Raw genomic sequence first — 24,722 nt, forward strand, 5'->3', positions numbered from 1 at the left:
GGCGACCGATAGGGCATTACGGCTTCTGGCACGCGGGGCACAAGTAGGTGGCACGCTCGGCGAGAGACTCGCGGATCACCGCGGTGCCGCACCGTCGGCAGGGGCGACGGTCCCGGCCGTACACCCAGAGTTCGCGTCCCCGCGCGGTCACGCCGGTGGTCGACCGGACGGTACGCAATCGGTTGTCCCACAGCAGTCGTCGGGCGAGGTCGACGATGCCGGGAAGGTCGACGTCGCCGGTGCGGACGGTCGGTCTGACACGGGTGAGAAAGCACAGCTCGCTGCGGTAGATGTTGCCGATCCCGGCGAGGTTCCGCTGGTCCAGCAGGGTCGTCCCGATAGGGGAGGCCGAATGCGCGGCCAGGTTCGCCGCCGCCAGGCCTGGGTCCCAGCCGGCGCCGAGGAGGTCCGGCCCCAGGTGCGCGACGGCGGTCGCGGGATCGGCGAGCACCTCCAGCACGCCGAGATCGAAACCGATCGCCTCGACCTCGCCCGCGCGGAGGACCACCCGGGCCGCATGTCCCGGTCTGCGCCACCGCGCGCCGGCCGGGCCGATGTGCCAGACGCCCTCCATCTTCAGATGCGAGTGGATGCTGACCCTGGAACCGTTCGACCCGGACACGTCGATGAACAGGTGCTTGCCCACGGAACGGACGTCGGTCACCTCGCCGCCGACGAGGTCGACGGTCGCATAGCGAGGCACTCGGAAGTCGGTGCGGGTGAGCGTCCGTCCCAGCAGTGCGGTGCGCAGCCGATGCGCGGCGGCGAAGACCGTGTCGCCCTCGGGCATCAGGCCATCCCGGCGTTGTAGTTCATCCGCAGACCGCGCGGGGTGGAGGAGAAGCCCGCCTCGCGCAGTGCGAGGCCGAAGTCCGTCGTGAGCACCGGCTGCCCGTCCACCTGGTCGATGTGGATGCGCGGGACGCGTCCGGCGCGCACCGCGGCCACCACCTCGCCCGCCGCGGACGCCAGCGAGTCGGCGTCGTCGGTGAAGGTCAGCACCGTCTTGCCGCCGCGTTCGATGAACGCGATGAGTTCGCCGGCGACGAGTACGACGACGGCGCCCGCCTTGCGTCCCGGCCGATGCCCGGAGTCCTCACGCGAGGGCCAGTCGAGCGCCGCGCCGTACGGGTTCGCCGGATCGGTGGAGGCGATCAGGACCGCCTCGAAGCGTCGATCGCGCGGCACGTCGACCTCGTCGCGCAGCCGGTCGACAGTGTGTCCGGCCGCGAACTGCGCGCCGCCCAGCCCCTCGATGTAGTAGCCGCGGCGAACCTGACCGCTGTCCTCGAACACCGTGAGCGCCTTGTACATCCGCGAGAAGCCGCCGTCGATCTCACTGACCGTCACCGCGCCCTTGGTGACGACGCCGAACCGGTCGAGGAGGATCTCGCAGGTCGCGGCCGCCCGCGCCGTCGCATCGACGGCGGGTCGGGTCAGGAGCGACCAGCGGCCGCCGAGCAGCGGTGGGACGTGCGAGGCGGCGTCCACCCCCGCGAGGTACCGCGAGGACAATCGGGCGGTCCGCAACCGTGGGGCTCGTCCGCGCGAGGCGTGCGCGGGACGCGACGACGAGCGGGAACGGGTCGGATTCAATGCGGCGCGCACCACGGAGAACGAGTCGTTGGTGACTCGCCCGGACCAGACCAGCTCCCACAGCGCCGACTGGAGCGTCGCGTCGTCGGAGGCCAGGTCGCGGAGGTCTCCCGCCCGCAGGGCGTGTCCGCCGTCGAGCGCGGCGAGAATCGCCTCGTGCAGTGACGAGGTCTCGAGCTCGTCGACCGGGCGCAGGGTGAGCGGCGCGTCGTCGGTCAGGTGCAGTGCGATCCAGCCGTCCGATCCGCCGATGGCACCGTGCCCCGACCAGCAGACCTCTCCGGAGGAGAGGAGTTCGTCGAGCATCGCGGGCGCGTAGTCGGCGACCCGGGTCGGCAGGACGAGGGTGTCCCACGCGGAGGCGGGGACGGGATGGCCGGCGAGTTGTTCGATCACCTCGGCGACACCGGCCACCCCGCGCAGGCGGGACGACGGCGCCACATGCTGGCGCTCGAGCAGGAAGCGCGAGAAGACCCGGGTGGGAACGGGTTCGACCTCGGCCCGTCCGGCGGCGAGCGAGCCTCGACGCAGTTGGCCGAGGACTTCGGAGTGGCACCATTGGCTCTGGCGCGGACCCTCGTGCGGGACGAACTCGCCTTCGAGGACCGTGTGCCGACCGGCGAGGGTCGCCAGTGTCGAGGTCACGACCGCCGGTGCCATTCCGAGGGTCTGCGCGGCCTCGTCGACCGTGAACGGACCGTGTGTGCGGGCGAACCGGTGGACCAGGTCGCCGACCGGATCGGCGACGGCGGTCAGGAAGTCGGCGGGCACGCCGAGCGGCAGCGGTACCCCGAGTCCGTCGCGGAGCCGGGCAGCGTCCTCGACGGCGGCGAACAGTTCGCGTCCGCGATGCCGGATCTCGATGACCCGCCCGGAACGGACCAGTTCGCCCAGCGCCGACGCGGGGTCGAGTTCCTCACGCGAGCGTGCGATCACCTCGTCGACGGTCAGCGGACCGAGCCAGCGCAGCAGGTCGCCGACGTCCTCGGCGTCGCGGGCCCGCCGTTCGGGGGCGAGCCGCTGCAGTCGTGCGACCACGTCGTCGATCACCGTCGGATCGAGCAGCTCGCGCAGGTCGACGCGGCCGAGGAGTTGGGCGAGCAGTGCGGTGTCGAGGGAGAGCGCGGTGGCGCGCCGCTCGGCGAGCGGCGCGTCGTCGTCGTACATGAACGCGCCGACGTAGCCGAAGAGCATGGCCGCGGCGAACGGCGACGGCGAAGCGGTCTCGACCTCGGTCACGCGAACCTTCCGGGACCGGATACGAGTCAGCAGATCGACCAGCGCGGGCAGGTCGTAGACGTCGGCGAGGCACTCGCGGACCGTCTCCAGAATGATCGGGAAGTCGGGGTACTGCGAGGCCACGGCGAGCAGTTGCGCGCTGCGCTGGCGCTGCTGCCACAGGGGAGCGCGCTTGCCGGGGTCGCGACGCGGAAGCAGGAGCGCACGGGCCGCGCATTCTCGGAATCTCGAGGCGAACATCGAGGAGTCGGCGAGGGCGCGCGTCACCTCGTGCTCCACATGATCGGGATCGACGACGAACACCTCGGCCCCGGGCGCGGCGTCGTCGGTGTCGGGAAGGCGGACGATGATCCCGTCATCGGTGGCGGTGGTCGCCCCGTCGAGGCCGAGCCGAGCCGACAGCTGTGCGGCGATCGCCGACGCCCACGGTGCGTGCACACGCAGTCCGTACGGCGAATGCAGCACCAGCCGCCAGTCGCCGAGCTCGTCGCGGAACCGTTCGACGACGAGGGTCCGGTCGGTCGGGACCACACCGGTGGCCTCGCGCTGTTCGGCGAGCAGCGACGACAGGTTGCCGCGGGCGCGCTCGCTCAGTCCCAGTCTCGTCGCCCGCGCGGCGAGTTCGTCCTCGTCGCCGACGGCCCCGACGAACTCGCCGATCGCGGCGCCGAGCTCGGCGGGGCGGCCCTGCGAGTCGCCGATCCAGAACGGGAGCCGCCCCGGCATCCCGAACGCCGGACTCACCAGCACCCGATCGTGGGTGATCTCCTCGATCCGCCAGCTCGACGCACCGAGCGCGAACACGTCGCCCACACGCGACTCGTAGACCATCTCCTCGTCGAGTTCGCCGACCCGGCGGAGCTGGCCGTCGTCGGAGGAACCGGTCAGGAACACCCCGAACAGCCCGCGGTCGGGGATGGTGCCGCCGGAGGTCACGGCCAGGCGGAGGGTGCCGCGCCGCGCGGTGAGGGTGCGTGCGGCGCGGTCGTAGTCCACGCGTGGGCGCAGCTCGGCGAACTCGTCCGACGGGTAACGGCCGGAGATCAGATCGAGCACGCCGTCGTAGACGTCACGGGTCAGTTCTCGATACGGCATGGCGCGGGTGACGGTGGCGTACCAGGCGTCGACGTCCAGATCGTGTGCCGCCGTCTCGGCGATGGTCTGCTGCGCGAGGATGTCGAGCGGGTTGGTCGGGACGGCGAGGGACTCGATCTCGCCGCGCCGCATCCGGTCGACGGTCACGGTGGTGTGAATGAGGTCGGTCCGGTGCTTGGGGTAGAGGATCCCGCGGCTGATCTCGCCGACCCGGTGACCGGCGCGGCCGATGCGTTGCAGGCCGGAGGCCACCGACGGCGGCGACTCCACCTGGATCACCAGATCGACCGCGCCCATGTCGATGCCGAGCTCGAGCGAACTGGTGGCCACCACACAGCGCAGCCGACCGGATTTGAGGTCGTCCTCGATCGAGGCGCGCTGGTCCTTGCTCACCGAGCCGTGATGAGCGCGGGCCAGGACCGACGCAGCACCCGACGAGGTGCCCGAACCGGACACGTACGACGGCATCCCGCCGGGTACCGAGGGATTCGCCGTGACCTCGCTCGCGGCCCCCGCCCGCGCCTGCGCGATCTCGTTGAGCCGCGCCGTCAGGCGTTCGGCCAGGCGCCGGGAGTTCACGAACACGATGCTCGACCGGTTCTGCTCGATCTCGTCGACGATCGACTCCTCGATGAACGGCCACAGCGACCCCGCGGTGGGGGAGAAGGCGTCGTCGAGATCGTCGGCGCCGGCCGGCGACGGTGGAGCCGGGATGTTCGCCATGTCGTCGACCGGCACATCGACGCGCAGGTCGAAGGTCTTCGCCGCACGCGGCTTGACGACGGTGCACGGCGCCGAGCCGGACAGGAACCGGGCTACTCGCTCCTCGGGGCGGACCGTCGCCGACAGTCCGATGCGTTGGGCGCGCCGCTCGAGCAGCTCGTCGAGCCGCTCCAGGGAGAGCGCCAGATGGGTTCCGCGTTTGGTCGCGGCGACGGCGTGCACCTCGTCGACGATCACCGTGTGCACTCCGGTCAGGCCCTCGCGGGCCGACGAGGTCAGCATCAGATACAGCGATTCGGGGGTCGTGATCAGGATGTCGGGCGGATTGCGCTGCAGCGCGCGGCGATCGGCGGCGGGAGTGTCGCCGGAGCGTACGCCGACACTCACCCGGGGCGGCGGATCGCCGAGCTCGGCGGCCGCATGCGCGATGCCGGTCAGGGGCGCGGCGAGATTGCGTTCCACGTCGACTCCGAGCGCCTTCAACGGCGAGATGTAGAGGACGCTGACTCCCGCGCGATCGGGTCGTCGGTCGTGCGCCAGCGTGTCGATGGCCCAGAGGAACGCGGCGAGCGTCTTACCCGATCCCGTGGGGGCGATGACGAGGGTGTCGTCCCCGTTCGCGATCGAGTCCCACGCGCCGGACTGCACCGGTGTCGGGCGCGCGAAGGCTCCGGTGAACCAGCGCCGGGTGGCTGGCTGCATCCGGTCCAGTGCGGGGACGGTTCGGGCCACACGACCATTGAATCGCATCGGTCCGACACGATCTGTGTCGAGGGCGACACCGGGCAGGAGTATGGTTCTCTCATCCCGGTGCTGAGAATTCGGTGAGAGTCCGAGACGGTCGCGCCACTGTGAGTCCCGCAACGGACGAGTCAGGTCATTGCCCGGGTGTACATGTTTCACGAACCGGACGCACGATCCGGAGGACAGGAAGAACCGCCATGACGGCTTCGACTGCAACAGCCGAGGGTGCGACGCGCTCGCTCGCGCTGCCCGACATCTCCGCCGCGAGCGTCGCGTTGACGCTGACGGCCACCGTTCTGCTGGCCGCACTGGCCTACTACTTCCTCGGTTATGACCAGGGCGCGGTGTCGATCTTCGGCAACGACACGCACATTCACGAGTTCATCCACGACTCGCGCCACTTCCTCGGCTTCCCCTGCCACTAGACGGAAGCTCCCGGAGGAAAACAGAACATGGAACGCAAATTCATCGGCGCGGGACTGCTCGCAGGTCTGATCGCCGGCATCGTGTCGTACATCTTCGCCCGCATCTTCATCGAGCCGCAGGTCGCGAAGGCGATCGACTACGAAGACGTCCGCTCGGACGCCGAGGCGATGTTGAGCGGCGATCACGCGCATGAGCACGAGCTGTTCAGCCGTTCGGTGCAGGAGGGCATCGGCGCCGGCATCGGCACGCTGGTCTTCGCGCTGGCGATCGGCGCGCTCTTCGCCGTCGCCTTCACCGTCACCTGGGCGTACGTCGGGCGGTCACGCCCGGACGCCGACCCGCGCACGACGGCGGTCGTCCTCGGTGCGATCTCGTTCGTCGCCGTCATCGCCATCCCGTTCTTCGTGTACCCGCCGAACCCGCCCGCGGTGGGTGAGGAGGACACCATCGGTTCGCGGTCGAGCTCGTTCCTGACGATCACGATCGTCTCCATCGTGCTCGCGATCGTCGGTGTGCTGATCGCACGCTCGGCGTCGTCGAAGATCGGCGGCTGGTGGGCCGCCGTCGCCGGTGCCGTCGTCTACCTGATCGGCGTCACCGTCGCCGCGGCACTGCTGCCCGAGTTCAAAGAGGTCCCCGGACCCGTCATGGACGGCGACACGATCGTGGCACCGGGCTTTCCGGGCCAGGTGGTCGCCGACTTCCGGATCTACGCGGTCGCCAACCAGGTGCTTCTGTGGACCGTGCTGATCACCGTGTTCGTCGGTCTGCTCGGCGTGATGATGCGCCGCACCCGCAACGCCGTCGAGGCCGCGGGCTCGGTCGAGAAGCTGTCGGCCTGAGCGTCACCGTCGTCGTCGCGGGCCGGACCGCGCCCAACCGTGCGGTCCGGTTCGGCGGCGAGCACGACGATCTCGACGCCGGGGGACGTGCCGCTCTCGCCCGGATCGCGATCCCGGCGGGCCCGTACCGCGTGGGCCCGGAACTCTCGGTGGTCTCCACCGCCGCCGCCCTGGGGGTGGCGGTCGAACCGGATCCGTCGCTGGCCTCTCTCGACATCGGTCGCTGGCGGGGCCGGGCGCCGGAAGACGTCGCCGCGGACCTGCCCGTCTGGTTCGCGGATCCGGACGCGTGCCCGCACGGCGGTGAGAGCATCCGAGCGTTCGTCGCGCGGATCGGTGCCGCGGTCGACGACGGCGACCAGGTGATCGTCGCGTCACCGGTCGCTCAGGCGCTGCTGTGCGCGGACGCGGACCGGTACTTCGCGGTCGAGGTCCGCCCGGCGTCGGTGTTCGACTGCCGGTGACGACGCCGGAGGAGGAGCGACGTCGACGAGGACTGTCGTAGGGGCGTGCCACCATGCAGTCATGAGACGGGGTGACGAGAAGCTGGTGGTGCCGAAGGACTGCGTCGTCTGGTGTCACCACCAGCCGTACGCGGAGGCCGTCCTCGACGATTTCGCCGAGGTCGATCTGGACAGGTGGAACACCCGGCTGGCGGCGCTGCGGATCCCCGCGCGCGTGTACGCGACGGACGCCGACGGCCGACAGATCGAGTCGGGGATCGGTCACGTCCGACGCGGCGACCTCGAGGCGTCGAGCACCACTCTCGACCTCGGCCCCGAACCCGCGCTCAATCGGCTGTACCTGTGTGCGGCGTGGCTGCGGTCTCATTCCGACCGCGGTGGTCGCCGCCGGTTCCTGGACGTGCGCGACCCGCACGACAGCCACCGCCCGTACGACGTGATCGCGCGGGCGTTGGACGCCTGCGAGAGAGAGCCCGCCCTCGTCCAGACGGGTGCGTTCCGCACATGGTCGGGATGGCCGGTGGCACCGGGAGTCGGGCACTCGCTGCTGTCGCTCTACAGCTGGGCGGTCCACGGCTCGGTGCCGGACCGACCCCAATTGCTCGACAAGTTCTCGGCCGCCAGCATGGTTCGCCACGGGTGGATGGAGGACGGTTCACCGTCGCAGTTCTCGGTGCGGACGTACTCGCGCTATTCCAATCTGATCCATCAGTGGGCGGGGCAGGCCGGAACCCGACCCGAGATCGTCGAGCTCTGGCTCAATCAGGACTGGCATCGCCGACTCGATCGGTCGATCCGTCGGGACGCGCTGTCGCTCTGGTGATCGGCCGTCAGGATCGTGGGAAGGCCGCCGCGATCGTGTCGAGCAGACCACGGTAGCGTCCGCCGTCGACGTCGCCGAGCGGCTTTCCGCTGCTCACGACGGCCGTCGCGAGATCGCGTTGCGGATCCGCCCACATCGCGATCTGGGTGAGTCCGGTGTGTCCGAACGCCTCGGGAGCTCGGCGCCCGAACGGTCCGAAGTAGTGCGAGCCCAGCATGAAGCCGGTGCCCCAGCGCAGTGGGACGCCGGCGGTCGCGACGTCGGGACGCAGCGCCCGTCGCTCTCGGCGGGCGGCCACGATCGCGTCCGCCGACAGGATCCGGACACCGTCGAGGGCGCCGCCACGCAGGAGCATCTCCGCGAATCGGGACAGCTCGACGGCGTTCGACACTCCGGTCGACGACGGAATCGTGCTGGTCAGGACCTCCGGTGCGTTCGATGACGAGATGATGCCGTCGAGGGTGCGGCCGGTGGCGAGCCGGAAAGCGGTGTCCACGGCGAACGAGGTGCGCGATCCGGTGACGTGGCTGCGGGCGACCTCGATCACGTCGGAACGGTCGACGCCGATATTGGTCCATCGAAGTCCGAGGGGGCCGGTGATCTCATCGGCGATGTACTCGCGCATCGGGCGCCCGGTGGCGGTCTCGACGATCTCGCGGACCAGCGGTCCCCACGTGAGCGCATGGTAGAAGTGCAGCAGTCCGGGCCGGTGCAGCGGAACCATGCGACACAGCGCCGCGCGTACGAAGGCACGGTCGTCCGCGCGTGTCTGGTCGGCGCTGCCCGCGAGCGCGAACGGGATCCCGGCTCGATGGGTGAGGACGTGGTCGATGGTCGTCGAGCCCTTGCCGTTCGCCGAGTATCCGGGCACCAGGTCGGCCACCCGGGTGCCGAGGTCGACGACACCCTGATCGATCAGTCGCCACACCGCGACCGCGGCGATCGCCTTCGACGCCGAGAACAGGCAGAACGGCGTCGCCGATGTGACGTTCTCGATCGGTGTGCGGCCGTGTCCGACGGCGCGGTCGACGATCACCCGACCGCGATGACGGACGCACACCTGGATCGCGGGCTGCGTGCCCCCCGAGTACCAGTGCTCGGCCGCGCGCCAGATCGCATCGGCACGCTCGTCGCCGGCCTCGTCGCCGATCCATGTCCGGTCCGACAACTGTTGGGAGGTAAGCGAGTCGGGAAGGTGAATGCGTCCGTGCTGCGGCGCGCTCCTGCGCGAGGCGATAGGGTCGTCATCGACATAGAACACGTTTCAATTCCTTGGAGGTCGCATGTTCGAGTGGTCCGACGAAGACCGGATGGTGCGGGACGCCATCCGAGGGTTCATCGAGAAGGAGGTTCGACCGCACATCCACGAACTCGAGAGCGGTGAACTCCCGCCGTACGACATCATCCGCAAGATGCTCGCCACATTCGGCATGGATGCGATGAACGCCGAGAGTCTGGAAAAAGAACTTGCGGCGGCCGAGGCCGGTGAGGCACGCGCGGCCGGCGGCTCGTCGACGTTGGCCAACTCGATGTTCCTGATCCTGAACATGGAGATGGCCGGAGTCAGTCTGGGCACGATCGGATCGATGGGGGTGTCGATGGGGCTCACCGTGTCGACGATCCGCGGTCGCGGCACGCTCGCGCAGAAGAGGCGCTGGCTGCCCGACCTGGTCACCATGCGCACGGTCGGCGCCTGGGCGATCACGGAACCGGACAGTGGGTCGGACGCGCTGGGCGGCATGAAGACCACCGTGCGGCGCGACGGAGCCGACTACATTCTCAACGGGAACAAGACGTTCATCACCAACGGTCCGTACGCGGACACGATCGTCGTGTTCGCGAAGCTCGACGAAGGGGACGGCACTCCGATGCGTGAGCGCAAGGTGCTCACCTTCGTGCTCGACGGCGATATGCCGGGTCTGACCCGCGGTAAGCCGTTCAAGAAGATGGGCATGATGAGTTCGCCCACCGGAGAACTGTTCTTCGACGACATCCGGCTGACACCCGACCGTCTGCTCGGGGAGACCGAGGACACCGGATCGGACAAGCGGGGCGGAGACAGCGCGAAGTCGGGGTTCACCGCCGAGCGCATCGGCATCGCCGCGCTCTCCCTCGGCATCATCAATCGCGCGCAGGAACTGTCGATCGACTATGCGAAGAAGCGGACCCTGTGGGGTCAGGAGATCGCGAAGTTCCAGCTGATCCAGCTCAAGCTCGCCGAGATGGAGGTGGCTCGGCTCAACGTGCAGAACATGTTGTTCGTGGCGATGGAGGCGTCGAAGGCCGGTAGGCCGCCGACGTTGGCGCAGGCCTCAGCGATGAAGCTGTATTCGTCCCGGGCGGCGACCGAGGTCGCCATGGAAGCGGTTCAGCTGTTCGGCGGAAACGGCTATATGGCGGAGTACGAAGTGGAACGACTCGCCCGTGACGCGAAGTCCCTGATGATCTATGCCGGGTCGAACGAGATCCAGGTGACGCATGTCGCGAAAGGCCTTCTGGCCGAATAGTTCGCGACATGCGTCGATCGGTCGTCGATCAGACCGCGGGGGCGGGTTCGGCGGGGACGGTCTGCTTGCGATAGTCGAGGTAGGGATCGACGATCGCGCCCTTGCGGAGCTGTTTCACGTCGGCGGCGACGGACATGGTCATGGTCCACGGCACCTGCGTGCCCTGCTTGGGCAGGCGGTCGAGGGCTCGCTTGACGTAACCCGCGCCGAAGTCGAGCAGCGGACGCGTCGGCATGGCCGGGTCGGCGACGGCCCGCACCGAGGTGAACTCGCTCGCATCCATGTAGGTCAACATGCGGCAGAAGTACTCGCACAGCAGACCGATCTTGAGCGTCCAGGACGAGTTCGTGTAACCGATCGCCATCGCGAAGTTCGGGATGCCCGACAGCATCATGCCGCGGTAAGCCAGTGTGTCCGACAGGTCGATGGTCTGACCGTCGACCTTGACCTCCATACCGCCGAACAGCTGAAGGTTCAGTCCGGTCGCCGTGACGATGATGTCGGCCTCGATCTCGGTGCCGTCCTCGAGCAGGACGCCGTTCTCGGTGAAGGTTGCGATGCGGCCCGTCGCGATCGAGGCCGAGCCCTTCTTGATCGCTTTGAACAGGTCGCCGTCGGGGACCACGCAGACGCGCTGATCCCACGGGTTGTACGGCGGGTTGAAGTGCGTGTCGACGTCGAAGTCGCTCGGCAGCATCGCGACGTTCGTGGCTCGGATCACCTTGCGCGCCACGGTCGGGAACTTCTGGCTGAGCTGGTAGAAGAGCTTCTGCTGGACGATGTTCTTCTGGCGGCTCAGCGCGTAGCCGCGATCGGGGCCGAGGACCTTCTTCATCGCATTCGAGATAGCGTCCTCGCGGGGGAGCGGAATCACATACGTGGGCGTGCGCTGCAGCATCGTGATGTGCTCGGTGGCCTCCGCCATCGACGGAACCAGCGTGACCGCCGTCGCGCCCGAACCGATCACCACGACCTTCTTGCCCGCGTAATCGAGATCGGACGGCCAGTGCTGCGGATGCACGATCTGCCCCGTGAACCTCTCGCTGCCCGGGAACTCGGGGGTGAAGCCCTCGGCGTAGTTGTAGTAGCCGGTTCCGGCGAACAGCCACCGGGTCTGGACGACGAAGTCGTCGTCGGCGTCGTTGCGGTGCACGGTGACGTTCCACAGCTGATCGGACTCGGACCAGTCGACCGAGGTGGCCCGGCGGTTGTAGACGATCACCTCGTCGAGGTGATCGTCCGCGATGGCCTCGTGCAGGTAGTCCAGGATGCGCGGTGCGTCGGCGATGGCCTGCGGGTCGCGCCACGGCTTGAACTCGTAGCCGAACGTGTTCAGGTCGGAGTCCGAGCGGATGCCCGGGTACGTGAACAGGCTCCACGTGCCGCCCGCGGACTCCCGTGACTCCAGGATCGCGAACTTCTTCGACGGATGCTCGGTGCGGAGGTAGTGCCCGGCACCGATGCCGGAGATGCCTGCGCCGAGGACGAGTACGTCGAGCGGGCCGTCGGTCAGGATGGAATCGGTGGGCATGGGCTGTCCGTTCTACTTGAAGTTCAACGCCGTCGGTGCGGTCGAGCGGGTCTGTTCGCCGGGTGAGTGGAGTCGAGACCCTCCTTAACAATCATCGTTGTCATGGTTAACTTTTGCAAGCACGAATGAGACCTGATCGGCGGGGAATCGGGTGCATAATGCACCATATGAACGCACATCCTGTGGATTCTGGCGTCTCACCCGCCGTCGCCGAACTCATTCGCGACGGTGTGCGCGCCATCCTCGAGGCTCCGCCCGAGTGGATCGACGAGATCAACTCCGCGGTCACCGACGGCGCGGGGATGGAGGCGATCGCCGGTGACGAGGCGCTTCTCACGGTGGCACTGGAGATCAACGCGGGCAACCTGGCGCACTGGGCGGCGTCGAACATGGCCGATCCGGGAGCTCGCGTCCCGGTGGCGATCACCGACCACACCAGGACGTACATCCGCGATCTCGCGCGCCGGGGTCTCGACTCGCGGGCGCTGGACTCGTTTCGCACGGCGCAGAACGTCGCCTGGCGGTTGTGGATGGAGATCTGCTTCTCGTTGACCGACGATGCCACGGTCCTGCGCGAGTTGCTCGAGGTCACCTCGGCGTCGATCGCGGCGTTCATCGACGACACGGTGCACGAACTGGCCGAACTCATCGACCTGGCGCGCACCGAGTTGGCCGGCGATACGCACGCCGAGCGGCGCGCCGCCGTCGCCCTCGTACTGGAAGGGGCTCCCATCGCGCAGGAGCGCGCCGAGTCCCAGCTCCGGTATCGACTCGACGGGCCGCACACCGCCATGGTGGTGTTCGGAGACGCCGAGACCGGGCCCGACGATGTGGAGACGGTCTGCGCCGCGGTGATGGAGGCCTCCGGTGTGAGCGGTCGGCTCACGGTCATGGCGGGCGCGTCCGAGCTATGGGTGTGGCTGCCGTGTCGCGAGGTGCGGGCCGAGGGCGCCGTCGCCGATCATCGCGGCGTCCGCATCGCGGTGGGCTCGGCCGGCGACGGTCGAGAGGGGTTCCGCCGCAGTCATTTCGAAGCGTTGACCGTGCGGAGACTGCTCGCTCGCTCGAGCGGTGCGCGTCGAACGGCACACTTCGATCAGGCTCGACTCGTCGCGCTCCTCGGTGAGGACGACCTCGCCGCACGAGGTTTCGTCGACGCCACACTCGGGGAGCTCCGGCACGCCGACGCCGACGTCCTCGAGTGCGTCCGCACGTGGTTCGGTGCGGGATGCAACGCGAGTGTCACGGCGTCGCGCCTGTACACCCACCGCAACACGGTGCTCCGGCGGCTCGCGCGAGCCGATGCTCTGCTCCCTCGACCGTTGCCGACGAACGCCGTTCACGTGGCGGCGGCGTTGGAACTGTCGGCGTGGCTCGACTGACGGCCGGACCTCACGCCGGGCGGTACGGCACCGAATCGCTGACCTTCTCATCGACGTGGATGCCGTGTCCGAGCATCGGGAACGCGCGTTGCGGACACGCGGGCCGGTCGCACACCTTGCAGCCGCCGCCGATCGGGACGACGGTGCGTGCGTCGCCGAGGTCGATCCCGGTCGCGTAGACGAGTTCGTCGGCGTGCGACAGATCGCAACCGAGTCCGATCGCGAACTCGGGAGCCGTCGACAGATGCCCGCCGGGCGACGGATCAATGGTCCGCGCCAACCAGAAGTACTTGCGGCCGTCCGGCATCTCGGAGACCTGCGTGTGAATCCGACCCGCCATCGAGAACGCGTCGTGCACCACCCACAGCGGACAGTTGCCGCCCACACGGGAGAAGTGGAACGCCGTCGCCGACTGGCGCTTCGAGATGTTCCCGGCCCGATCGACGCGGACGAAGATGAACGGAATCCCGCGGTCGCCGGGCCTCTGCAGCGTCGACAGGCGATGGCATACCGTCTCGAAGCCGACCTCGAAGCGGCGCGAGAGCAACCCCACGTCGTAGCGCAGCTCTCTCGCCGCCGAAGCGAACACGCCGTACGGCAGGACGAGTGCCCCGGCGAAGTAGTTCGCGAGGCCGACACGCAGCACGGGCCGAGAATCGTTCGCCACCGTCGACGCGTCGACCAGCGCGTCGATGCGGGCGCGCTGCGAGAGCAACGCCAGCTGGGTGGCGAGCTGAAAGGCGCGCTGTCCGGCGGTGAGAGACCGTGCCAAGGTGACCGTCGCGGCCTCGACGTCGTACCGGCGCTTGGCGACGGTGGGCTCGCCGGACGAGCCGATCACCACGCGGACCCCGTACGTCTGGTCGAGGTGTCGTGCCAACTGGAGGTCGAGTCCGCCGATCGAGAACCCCTCGTCGGAGAACAGCCGCTCGGCGGCCGCATCGAGTTCGGCGACGTGGTTGCGCCGATCGTAGAAGTAGTCGCGGACCTGTTCGAACGGCGTCACCGAGAGCTCCGGGGCCACCGCGCCCGCGGATCGGTGGTCCTCGAGTTCGGCGGTCGCCGCACTCAGTCTGCGATGCAGATTGACCAGTGTGCGGCCCACCGACGGCATCCGCGAGACGAGTTCGGTGATCTCGGACCGGTCTGCCTCCTCACCGTGTGCGAGGAGTGCGTCGGCGATGTCGGCGGACAGCCGGGCGTCGCCCGAATCGGCGAAGTAGTCGGCGGGGAGATCGAAGGTCGACGCGAGCGTCAGCAGCACCGGAACGGTGATCGGTCGTTGGTCGTTCTCGAGCTGATTGACATACGTCGTCGACATGTCGATACGGCGCGCCAGTGCGGCCTGGCTGATGCCGAGGTCGGCGCGCAGGCGGCGTAGTCGTGCCCCCACATAGGTCTTCGCCATAGATGCCAGCCTACGACAGGAAGCGTCCGCAACATCCGCAATAGTCGATGAAAATCTCCGCAGAAATACGCATTTGCCAGGACTTACCTCGGATGGTGCAGTCTGCGTACGGTGCAAACATGATCAACCACGAAGTTCGCACCCGACGCAGCGCCGACGAGTTCCCGATCGAAGAGCACCTCGCTTACAAGATCGCTCAGGTCGCCGTCGATCCGGTGGAGGTCCCCGCCGACACCGCCGAGATGATCGTCAATCGGGTCATCGACAACGCCGCCGTCAGTGCGGCCTCGGTGGCCCGCCGACCGGTCACCAGCGCCCGTCGCCAGGCGCAGTCTCGTCCGCTGGACGGCGGTTCGACCGTCTTCGGCGTCGACGGGCGGTTCGCGCCGGAGTGGGCCGCGTGGGCCAACGGCGTCGCCGTCCGGGAACTCGACTTCCACGACACCTTCCTGGCCGCCGAGTACTCGCACCCCGGCGACAACATCCCGCCGCTCGTCGCCGTCGCCCAGCGGACCGGTGCGAGCGGAGCCGACCTCATCCGCGGTCTCGCCACCGCGTACGAGATCCAGATCGACCTGGTGCGCGGCATGTGTCTGCACGAGCACAAGATCGATCACGTCGCGCATCTCGGACCGTCGGTCGCGGCAGGCATCGGCACCATGCTCGGCCTGAACATCGACACCATCTATCAGGCGGTCGGCCAGGCGCTGCACCTGACGACCGCCACCCGCCAATCGCGCAAGGGGCTCATCTCCAGTTGGAAGGCGTACGCACCGGCGCATGCGGGCAAGATCGCGATCGAGGCCGTCGATCGCGCCATGCGCGGCGAGGGTGCGCCCGCCCCCATCTGGGAGGGCGAGGACGGCGTCATCGCGTGGCTGCTCGGCGGTCCCGACGCGACGTACACGATCCCGTTGCCCGGCCCCGGCGAACCCAAGCGGGCCATTCTGGACAGCTACACCAAGGAGCACTCGGCCGAATACCAGAGCCAGGCTCCCATCGACCTGGCGCGTCGCATGCGCGATCGCATCGGCGACCTCGACCAGATCGCGTCGATCGTCCTGCACACCAGCCATCACACGCACTACGTGATCGGCACCGGCTCGAACGATCCGCAGAAGTTCGACCCGACCGCCAGCCGGGAGACGCTCGACCACTCGGTCATGTACATCTTCGCCGTCGCCCTGCAGGACGGCGACTGGGATCACGAGCGCTCCTACGCGCCCGAACGCGCCTCTCGGCCCGACACCGTGGAGCTGTGGCGCAAGATCTCCACCGTCGAGGATCCCGAGTGGACGCGCCGCTACCACTCGGCCGACCCGAACGAGAAGGCGTTCGGCGCCCGCGCGGTCGTCACGCTCAAGAGCGGAGAGGTCATCGAGGACGAACTCGCGGTCGCCGACGCACATCCGCTCGGCGCCCGCCCGTTCGCCCGCGAACAGTATCTCGCCAAGTTCGCCCGCATGGCCGACGGCGTCGTCGACGAGACGGAGCAGTCGCGGTTCACCGCGGCGGCGACCGGACTGAACGGACTCGCCGCGGGCGACCTGGGCGGACTGAACGTCCGCGTGCTCGACCAGGTGCTGGCGTCGGCGCCCGCGACCGGTGAGGGGATCCTCTGATGTCCGACGGGACGAACGGCCTGTTCAACTCGGGTGTCAGCGACGCCGCCAAGCGTGCGGACCTGCGTGCCGCGCTCGACTCGGGTGACCTCCAGCGGTGGCCGGGTGCGTTCAGCCCGCTCGTCGCGAAGATCGTCGCCGACGCGGGTTTCGAGGGCGTGTACGTCTCGGGCGCTGCGCTCGCCGCCGACCTGGGTCTGCCCGACATCGGCCTGACGACGCTCACCGAGGTCGTCACGCGAGGGGGCGCCATCGCTCGAGCGACGGATCTGCCGACGCTGATCGACGCCGACACCGGATTCGGCGAGCCGATGAGCGCGGCGCGCACCGTCGCCTCGCTGGAGGACGCGGGTCTGGCCGGCTGCCACCTGGAGGATCAGGTGAATCCGAAGCGGTGCGGCCATCTCGACGGCAAGGAGGTCGTGCCGGTCGACGACATGCTGCGGCGCATCGTCGCCGCGGTCGGCGCCCGTCGAGACCCGAACTTCATCGTGTGTGCTCGCACCGACGCCCGGGGCGTGGAGGGACTCGACGCGGCCATCGACCGTGCCAAGGCCTATGTCGACGCCGGCGCCGACCTCATCTTCACCGAAGCGCTCGCCGACGAACGCGAGTTCGAGACGTTCCGCAAGGCCGTCGACGCGCCGCTGCTGGCCAACATGACCGAGTTCGGGAAATCGCAGCTGCTCACCACCGATCAGCTGCGGAACCTCGGATTCAACGTCGTGATCTACCCGGTCACCACCCTGCGCCTGGCCATGGGCGCCGTCGAGTCGGGTCTCGCGGCGATCGCCGCCGACGGCACCCAGGAGCCGCTCCTGGACTCCATGCAGCATCGGGCCCGCCTCTACGAGTTCCTCCGATACTCCGACTACAACGCCTTCGACCAGAACCTCTTCACCTACACCAAGCCAGGGAAGTGACCATGAGCGCAGAAGCAACACCCACCATCTACAAGGGTCTGGCCGGCGTCGTCGTCGATACGACCGCGGTCTCCAAAGTGGTACCGGAGACCAACTCGCTGACCTACCGCGGCTACGCCGTGCAGGAATTGGCGGCGTCGTGCTCGTTCGAGCAGGTGGCGTACCTGCTCTGGTACGGCGAACTGCCGAGCGACGGCCAGCTCGCGCAGTTCACTCAGCGCGAGCGGGCCAGCCGACGTCTCGACCGGTCCGCGCAGGCCGTCCTGGCCCGTACCCCGGACACCTGTCATCCGATGGACGTCGTCCGGACCATGATCAGCTACCTCGGCACCGAGGATCCCGACGAGGACGCGACCGATCCGGCGAAGCTGATGGCGAAGGCACAGCGCATGTTCGCGATCCTGCCGACCATCGTCGCCGCCGACATGCGCCGCCGCCGCGGACTCGATCCGATCGAACCGCACCACGGCCTCGGATACGCCGAGAACTTCCTGACCATGTGCTTCGGCGAGGTCCCCGACCCGGTGATCGTCCGCGCCTTCGAGAAGTCGATGATTCTGTATGCGGAGCACAGCTTCAACGCGTCGACGTTCTCCGCGCGGGTCGTGACCTCCACCGGATCGGACATGTACAGCGCGGTCACCGCCGCCATCGGCGCCCTCAAGGGATCGCTGCACGGCGGCGCCAACGAGGCCGTCATGTACGACATGATCGAGATCGACACCCCCGACCGCGCCCGAGGATGGCTCACCGAGAAGCTCGACGCCAAGGCGAAGGTGATGGGCTTCGGACACCGCGTGTACAAGAACGGCGACTCGCGCGTGCCGACCATGTACGACGCGCTGGTCGACGTCTCGCAGCACGTCGGCCAGGACAAGTGGCTCAAGATCTACCACGAGCTGGAAGACGAGATGGTCTCGCGGACCGGGATCCGACCGAACCTCGACTTCCCGACCGGGCCGGCGTACCACCTGATGGGCTTCGACATCGGCGCGTTCACCCCGATCTTCGTGATGAGCCGGATCACCGGGTGGACCGCCCACATCATGGAGCAGGCGGCGTCGAACGCGCTGATCCGTCCGCTGTCGGCCTACAACGGTCCGCAGCAGCGCAGCGTCCCCGCGTAGGGCGGCGAGGAGAACGGCGGCGGGCGTGGACACATGCGACCGCCGCCGGTCTTCGTCGTCCCTCGCGCAGGACTCATTCGCAGAAAGGACCGGACAACACCATGTTCGCCAAAGTACTGGTCGCCAACCGCGGCGAGATCGCCGTGCGGGCGTTCCGCGCAGCCTATGAACTCGGGGCGGGCACCGTCGCGATCTACCCCGAGGAGGATCGCAACTGCATCCATCGCGGCAAGGCCGACGAATCGTATCGGATAGGGGAGCCGGGGCACCCGGTCCAGGCATACCTCGATGTCGACGAGATCGTGCGGGTGGCCCGAGAAGCGGGCGCCGACGCCGTCTATCCGGGATACGGCTTCGTATCCGAGAACCCGGATCTGGCCGCCGCCTGCGCGGCGGAGGGGATCACCTTCGTCGGCCCGAGCTCCGCCGTGTTGGATCTGACCGGCGACAAGCAGCGGGCGGTGACCGCTGCCCGCGACGCCGGTCTCCCGGTGCTCACGGGATCGGCACCGTCGTCGGACGTCGACGAACTCGTCGAGGCCGCCGCGGACATGGTGTTCCCGGTCTTCGTGAAAGCGGTGGCCGGTGGCGGCGGACGGGGTATGCGGCGAGTCGAGGACATCGCCGATCTGCCCGATGCGATCGGGGCGGCTTCGCGTGAGGCCGCATCCGCATTCGGCAATCCGACCGTGTTCCTCGAACAGGCGGTGGTGAATCCCCGCCACATCGAGGTGCAGATCCTCGCCGACGAGCACGGGAACGTCGTTCATCTCTTCGAGCGGGACTGCAGTCTGCAGCGTCGTCATCAGAAGGTCGTCGAGATCGCGCCCGCGCCGAACCTGGACGCGCAGCTGCGCGAGCGGATCTGCGCGGACGCCGTCGCCTTCGCCCGACACATCGGCTACAGCTGTGCGGGCACCGTCGAATTCCTCGTCGACGAATGCGGTCGGCACTTCTTCATCGAGATGAACCCGCGCATCCAGGTGGAGCACACGGTGACCGAGGAGATCACCGATGTCGACCTGGTGGCCGCGCAGCTGCGCATCGCGTCGGGCGAGACCCTCGCCGACCTCGGTCTGCGCCAGGAGTCCATCGCGATTCGCGGCGCCGCTCTGCAATGCCGCATCACCACCGAGGACCCCGCGGACGGATTCCGCCCGGCGACCGGACGCATCACCTCGTACCGGGCGCCCGGCGGCGCCGGAGTCCGACTCGACGGAGCGGCGGCGCTCGGCAGCGAGATCACCGGGCACTTCGACTCGATGCTGGTGAAGCTGACGTGCCGTGGAAGCGATTTCGCAACGGCGGTGCGCCGCGAACGCCGGGCGCTCGCCGAGTTCCGCATCCGCGGCGTCACCACCAACATCGGCTTCCTGCAGTCGGTGCTCGACGATCGGGACTTCCGCGCGGGAGCGATCACCACGTCGTTCATCGAGGACCGGCCGTGGCTCACCACGGCGCGTCCCACCGACGACAAGGGCACCAAGCTCCTCTCGTACCTCGCGGACGTCACCGTGCACCAGCCGTACGGACCGCTTCCGACGCCCGTGCATCCGCATACCAAACTGCCCGCGCTCACCGCGCAGCAGCTTCGGGAACCGCCCGCGGGATCGAGGCAACGGCTGCTCGAACTGGGCCCGGAGGGATTCGCCCGCGCCCTGCGCGAGCAGAAGGCGCTCGCAGTCACCGACACCACGTTCCGCGACGCACACCAGTCGCTGCTTGCTACGCGGGTGCGCACCAGCGGCCTGTCGGTCGCCGGACCGTACGTCGCGGCCACCACCCCGCAGTTGCTGTCGGTCGAGTGCTGGGGCGGTGCGACCTACGACGTCGCGTTGCGGTTCCTCAAGGAGGACCCGTGGGATCGACTGGAACGCCTGCGCGCGGCCATACCCAACATCTGTCTGCAGATGCTGCTGCGCGGTAAGAACACCGTCGGGTACACGCCGTATCCGACCGAGGTGACGACGGCGTTCGTGGCTGAGGCCGCGCGCACCGGTATCGACGTCTTCCGCATCTTCGACGCCCTCAACAGCGTCGAGGCCATGCGTCCGGCGATCGACGCCGTCCGGGAGACCGGGACCACGGTCGCCGAGGTCGCCATGAGCTACACCGGTGATCTGACGAGTCCGCGGGAGGACGTGTACACGCTCGACTACTACCTGCGCCTCGCCGAACAGATCGTCGACGCGGGAGCGCACGTCCTCGCGATCAAAGACATGGCCGGACTGCTTCGCCCGAGTGCCGCGCGGACCCTGGTCTCGGCCTTGCGTGAGCGTTTCGATCTGCCCGTCCACCTGCACACGCACGACACCCCGGGTGGACAGCTGGCGACGTATCTCGCCGCATGGGAGGCGGGGGCCGACGCCGTAGACGGGGCGAGCGCCGCGCTCGCCGGGACGACGAGCCAGCCGTCGTTGTCGGCGATCGTCGCGGCCGCGGAGAACACCGAGTTCGACACTGGTCTGTCCCTGGACGCGGTGACGTCGATGGAGCCGTACTGGGAGGCCGTGCGGCGCGAGTACGCTCCGTTCGAGTCGGGGATCCCCGCACCCACCGGACGGGTGTACGCGCACGAGATCCCGGGCGGCCAGCTGTCGAACCTACGGCAGCAGGCCATCTCCATCGGCGTCGGCAACCGTTTCGAAGCCGTCGAGACCGCGTACGCCGCCGCCAACGAGCTGCTTCTGCGGCCGATCAAGGTGACCCCGTCGTCGAAGGTCGTCGGCGACCTGGCGATCGCGTTCGTCGCACAGGGAGTGACCGCGGAGCAGTTCGCCGCCGATCCGGCCGCCTACGACATCCCGGACTCGGTGATCGGCTTCCTCAGCGGCGAACTCGGTGAACCGGTCGCCGGCTGGCCCGAACCGCTGCGCACCGCGGTGCTCGCCGGGCGCGAGCGGCGCGCAGCGGAGGCGGAGCTGTCCGACGACGACCTCGCCGCGCTCGCCGAACCCGGCCAGGTGCGCCGAGACGCGCTGAACCGTCTCCTGTTCCCCGGCCCGACAGCCGACTACCAGCAGCACCTGGAGACCTTCGGCGACACGTCCCGGCTGCCCGCGCACCAGTTCTTCTTCGGACTGCAGCCGGGCTTCGAGCATCGAGTCCGACTGCGGCCGGGCGTCGAACTGCTGATCAGACTGGAAGCGATCAGCGAACCCGATGAGACCGGGCAGCGCACCGTCGTCATGACGGTCAACGGGCAGCTGAGGTCGGTCACCGTCCGCGACCGCGGAGTCGACCCGGCGGTGCCCGCCGCGGAGAAGGCCGAGCGATCGAACCCGAAGCAGATCGGGGCGCCGTTCACCGGAGTCGCCACGGTGGCCGTCGCGGTGGGCGACGAGGTCGCCGAGGGCTCCGTCGTCGCCACCATCGAGGCGATGAAGATGGAGGCGTCGATCACCAGCTCGGCCGCGGGGACGGTCGCTCGGGTGGTCGTGGTCGGCGCCACCGAGGTGTCTCCGGGCGATCTGCTCGTCGAACTGAGCTGACCGGGCGACGGCGTCGACCCGCCGCAGCTCACCAATGCGGCGGGTCCACACGACGAAGGCCTCCCCACATCGTGGGGAGGCCTTCGTCGGATGGTCCGTCAGCGCACGGCGCGGGCGGCCGCCACGAGGTTCTCCAGAGCCTCGGTGACCTCTTCGGTGGTCCGGGTCTTGAGACCGCAGTCGGGGTTGACCCAGAGTCGGTCGGCGGGCACCGCGGCGAGCGCCTCGCGCAGCGACGCGGTCACCTCGTCGGCGTCCGGGACGCGCGGCGAGTGGATGTCGTAGACACCCGGTCCCACCTGGTTGCGGTAGCCGATCGCGTTGAGATCGGCGAGGATCTCCATATGCGAACGGGCGGCTTCGATGGACGTCACGTCCGCGTCGAGGTCGGCGATCGCGCCGATGACTTCACCGAACTCCGAGTAGCACAGGTGCGTGTGGATCTGCGTCGCGTCGGCGACTCCGGCCGTGGACAGCCGGAACGCGGTGACCGCCCAGCGCAGGTACTCCTCGCGGTCGGCGGCGCGCAACGGCAGCAGCTCCCGCAGCGCCGGCTCGTCGACCTGGATGATGGCCGCCCCGGACCGCTCGAGGTCGACGGTCTCGTCGCGGATCGCCAGCGCCACCTGGAACGCGGTGTCGGCCAACGGCTGGTCGTCGCGCACGAACGACCACGCCAGGATCGTCACCGGGCCGGTGAGCATGCCCTTGACCGGCTTCGACGTCAGCGACTGCGCGTAGGCGATCCAGTCGACGGTCATCGGAGACTGCCGCACCACGTCGCCGAACAGGATCGGCGGGCGCACACACCGCGACCCGTACGACTGGACCCAGCCGTTGGCCGTGGCGAAGAAGCCGTCGAGCTGCTCGGCGAAGTACTGCACCATGTCGTTGCGCTCGGGCTCGCCGTGCACCAGCACGTCGAGGCCGATCTTCTCCTGCAGCGCGATCACGTCCGCGATCTCGGCCTGCATGCGGCGCGTGTACTCGGCGTCGTCGATGGCCCCCGTCCGCAACGCCTGGCGGGCCTTGCGGATGTCCGTCGTCTGGGGGTACGAGCCGATCGTCGTCGTGGCCAGTGCGGGCAGATTCAACGCCGCGTCCTGGACGGTGCGTCGCGCGGCCGAGTCCGGCCGGGTCCAGTCGGACTCGGCGAGGGCGGACAGGCGGGTGCGGACCGACTCCACGTGCAGGCGCGGATCGGTGGCGCGGGTCGTGAGCGCCTGTGCCGCCGCGTCGAACGCCTCGGCCTGGTCGGCGCGGCCGTTCGCGTAGGCGCGGGCCAGGGCGACGACCTCGGCGTGCTTCTCGGCGGCGAACGCGAGCCATCCGCGCAGCGCGTCGTCGAGCCCGTCCTCGCCCGCGAGCGTGTACGGCACGTGCAGTGTGGAGCACGACGTCGACACGACGAGTGAGCCGACGCCGCCGCGGAGCGCTTCGAGGGTGCGCAGTGCCGCGTCGAGATCGGTGCGCCACACGTTGCGGCCGTCGACCACGCCGGCGACGACGATCTTGCCGCCGAGCCCGGCGGCCGCCACCGTGTCGACATCGCCCGCGACGAGATCGACACCGACGGCCTCGACTCCGGTCCGACCGAGTGCCGCGAGCGACTCGCGAGCATCGCCGAAGTAGGTCTGGACGAGGATCCGCGGACGCGCCGACACCGCCGACAGCGTGGTGTAGACGTCCTCCGCCAGCGCGGGCAGATCGCCGACGGCGTCGGTCACCAGGATCGGCTCGTCGATCTGCACCCACTGCGCACCGGCGTCGGCGAGGGCGCCGAGCAGCTCGACGTACAGGGCGACGACCTCGCCGATACGACTCAGCGGCGCGTCCGCGCCGTCGACGGCCTTCGACAGGGCGAGGAAGGTGATCGGTCCGACGATCACCGGGCGGCCCGCGACACCGTCGGCCGCGGCCTCGGCCAGCTCGGCGAGGACCTTGGTCGCGTCGAGCGAGAACGCCGTCTCGGGGCCGATCTCGGGAACGATGTAGTGGTAGTTCGTGTCGAACCACTTCGTCATCTCGAGGGGGGCGACGCCGTCGGCGCCGGGATCATTCAGCCCGCTCACTGCGTTCCCGGCGCCGCGCGCGGCCGCGAAATAGCGGTCCAGCGGGTCGTCGATCGTCGTCACACGCGGCGGCAGCGCGCCGAGCATCACAGCGGTGTCGAGGACCTGGTCGTAGTACGAGAACGTGTTGACCGGCACCGAGTCGATGCCTGCCGCGACGAGGGCGCGACGGTCCGACGCGCGCAGCTCGGCGGCGACGGCTTCGAGTGCCGCGCGGTCCGAGCGCCCGGCCCAGTAGGCTTCGACGGCGCGTTTGAGCTCCCGGTTCGCACCGATGCGGGCGGTGCCGGGGACAGTCGCGGTGAACGGTGGGGTGGGTGTCGTCGTATCGACGGACATGTACTTCTCCTGCAAACAGTGGTGACGACCGTCGCCCGACAGAAGATGAGCACAGAACCGCGGACCCGCGACGCGCACGGGCCGGCCTCCGGTGTCATCGCCTGATCCACGAGGCGGACAGCCACCGAGTGCGGCGCACCCGGTACACCAGGCAGGTCTTCGGGCTCGTCGGCGTGCGCTGAGCGCTCCTACTGGTCGTCGCTTCCCAGAGCTGCCGTGGCAGGCCCAGTGCACGTGACGACGGTCGTTCCGACATACCGCTGCGGGTCAGCTCCGGATTCTCACCGGATTCCCTCTTTCGACGCCTGCGACGACTCGTCGTCGTAGGCGAACCTGTTGCGAGGCCGATCATAGCGACCGGTCCCGAC

16 protein-coding genes and 2 riboswitches are annotated in these 24,722 nt (G+C 68.9%); of the genes, 10 read left to right on the forward strand and 6 right to left on the reverse strand.

The features are described 5' to 3' along the window. Positions 1-16: 16 nt before the first annotated feature. Both BKA16_RS11160 and BKA16_RS11165 read right to left on the reverse strand, forming a co-directional pair. The gene (locus BKA16_RS11160; RefSeq protein ID WP_183370724.1) at positions 17-790 is read right to left on the reverse strand and encodes an Fpg/Nei family DNA glycosylase; all 774 of its coding nucleotides are present in this window, start codon (positions 788-790) and stop codon (positions 17-19) included. After that, the gene (locus BKA16_RS11165; RefSeq protein ID WP_183373016.1) at positions 790-5,355 is read right to left on the reverse strand and encodes an ATP-dependent helicase; all 4,566 of its coding nucleotides are present in this window, start codon (positions 5,353-5,355) and stop codon (positions 790-792) included. Before BKA16_RS11165 ends, BKA16_RS11160 begins: the two co-directional genes overlap by 1 nt. Before the next feature lie 89 nt (positions 5,356-5,444). After that, positions 5,445-5,556, forward strand: a riboswitch (cobalamin riboswitch). 38 nt (positions 5,557-5,594) lie between these two features. Between BKA16_RS11165 and BKA16_RS11170 the strand changes: the two genes are divergently transcribed. The 4 genes from BKA16_RS11170 (at position 5,595) to BKA16_RS11185 (ending at position 7,952) form a co-directional block, all read left to right on the forward strand. Next, positions 5,595-5,822: a CbtB domain-containing protein gene (locus BKA16_RS11170; RefSeq protein ID WP_183370726.1), complete on the forward strand. Its 228-nt coding sequence runs from the start codon at positions 5,595-5,597 to the stop codon at positions 5,820-5,822. A gap of 27 nt (positions 5,823-5,849) precedes the next feature. Beyond that, positions 5,850-6,665: a CbtA family protein gene (locus tag BKA16_RS11175; protein ID WP_183370728.1), complete on the forward strand. Its 816-nt coding sequence runs from the start codon at positions 5,850-5,852 to the stop codon at positions 6,663-6,665. A 149-nt stretch (positions 6,666-6,814) separates the two neighbouring features. Then, entirely contained in the window at positions 6,815-7,129 is a 315-nt protein-coding gene (locus BKA16_RS23880) for a histidine phosphatase family protein (protein WP_343067376.1), read from the forward strand. A 61-nt stretch (positions 7,130-7,190) separates the two neighbouring features. Beyond that, positions 7,191-7,952 carry an 8-oxoguanine DNA glycosylase OGG fold protein gene (locus BKA16_RS11185; RefSeq protein ID WP_183370730.1) on the forward strand — a complete coding sequence of 254 codons (762 nt, stop codon included), beginning with the start codon at positions 7,191-7,193 and terminating at the stop codon, positions 7,950-7,952. A gap of 7 nt (positions 7,953-7,959) precedes the next feature. On the opposite strand, the gene BKA16_RS11190 is transcribed toward BKA16_RS11185, so the two are convergent. After that, positions 7,960-9,213 carry a serine hydrolase domain-containing protein gene (locus BKA16_RS11190; RefSeq protein WP_343067377.1) on the reverse strand — a complete coding sequence of 418 codons (1,254 nt, stop codon included), beginning with the start codon at positions 9,211-9,213 and terminating at the stop codon, positions 7,960-7,962. 22 nt (positions 9,214-9,235) lie between these two features. Here BKA16_RS11190 and BKA16_RS11195 point away from each other — a divergent pair, with 22 nt between their 5' ends. Next, positions 9,236-10,459, forward strand: coding sequence for an acyl-CoA dehydrogenase family protein (locus BKA16_RS11195; RefSeq protein WP_183370731.1), 1,224 nt, complete (start codon positions 9,236-9,238; stop codon positions 10,457-10,459). Between the two features lie 28 nt (positions 10,460-10,487). Here the strand turns inward: BKA16_RS11195 and BKA16_RS11200 are convergent, their stop codons facing one another. Then, on the reverse strand, positions 10,488-11,990 hold the full coding sequence (locus BKA16_RS11200) for a flavin-containing monooxygenase (protein WP_183370733.1): 1,503 nt from the start codon (positions 11,988-11,990) through the stop codon (positions 10,488-10,490). A gap of 167 nt (positions 11,991-12,157) precedes the next feature. Here BKA16_RS11200 and BKA16_RS11205 point away from each other — a divergent pair, with 167 nt between their 5' ends. Beyond that, the gene (locus tag BKA16_RS11205) at positions 12,158-13,372 is read left to right on the forward strand and encodes a PucR family transcriptional regulator (protein WP_183370734.1); all 1,215 of its coding nucleotides are present in this window, start codon (positions 12,158-12,160) and stop codon (positions 13,370-13,372) included. Positions 13,373-13,382: 10 nt separating this feature from the next. On the opposite strand, the gene BKA16_RS11210 is transcribed toward BKA16_RS11205, so the two are convergent. Continuing rightward, the gene (locus BKA16_RS11210; RefSeq protein ID WP_183370736.1) at positions 13,383-14,780 is read right to left on the reverse strand and encodes a short-chain fatty acyl-CoA regulator family protein; all 1,398 of its coding nucleotides are present in this window, start codon (positions 14,778-14,780) and stop codon (positions 13,383-13,385) included. A gap of 119 nt (positions 14,781-14,899) precedes the next feature. Here BKA16_RS11210 and prpD point away from each other — a divergent pair, with 119 nt between their 5' ends. The 4 genes from prpD (at position 14,900) to BKA16_RS11230 (ending at position 21,943) form a co-directional block, all read left to right on the forward strand. Beyond that, a complete protein-coding gene (gene prpD / locus BKA16_RS11215) occupies positions 14,900-16,402 on the forward strand; it encodes a 2-methylcitrate dehydratase PrpD (protein ID WP_183370737.1) in 1,503 nt (500 codons plus the stop codon). Then, complete coding sequence (prpB, locus tag BKA16_RS11220) at positions 16,402-17,325, forward strand: methylisocitrate lyase (protein ID WP_183370738.1); 924 nt, start codon at positions 16,402-16,404, stop codon at positions 17,323-17,325. Before prpD ends, prpB begins: the two co-directional genes overlap by 1 nt. Before the next feature lie 2 nt (positions 17,326-17,327). Further along, on the forward strand, positions 17,328-18,452 hold the full coding sequence (locus BKA16_RS11225; protein ID WP_183370739.1) for a bifunctional 2-methylcitrate synthase/citrate synthase: 1,125 nt from the start codon (positions 17,328-17,330) through the stop codon (positions 18,450-18,452). Between the two features lie 101 nt (positions 18,453-18,553). Beyond that, the gene (locus BKA16_RS11230) at positions 18,554-21,943 is read left to right on the forward strand and encodes a pyruvate carboxylase (protein WP_183370740.1); all 3,390 of its coding nucleotides are present in this window, start codon (positions 18,554-18,556) and stop codon (positions 21,941-21,943) included. A 98-nt stretch (positions 21,944-22,041) separates the two neighbouring features. Here the strand turns inward: BKA16_RS11230 and metE are convergent, their stop codons facing one another. Continuing rightward, on the reverse strand, positions 22,042-24,354 hold the full coding sequence (metE, locus tag BKA16_RS11235) for a 5-methyltetrahydropteroyltriglutamate--homocysteine S-methyltransferase (RefSeq protein WP_183370741.1): 2,313 nt from the start codon (positions 24,352-24,354) through the stop codon (positions 22,042-22,044). A gap of 133 nt (positions 24,355-24,487) precedes the next feature. After that, positions 24,488-24,706: riboswitch (cobalamin riboswitch) on the reverse strand. Positions 24,707-24,722: the final 16 nt, after the last annotated feature.

This window comes from Gordonia humi, assembly GCF_014197435.1.
Classification (GTDB): domain Bacteria; phylum Actinomycetota; class Actinomycetes; order Mycobacteriales; family Mycobacteriaceae; genus Gordonia; species Gordonia humi.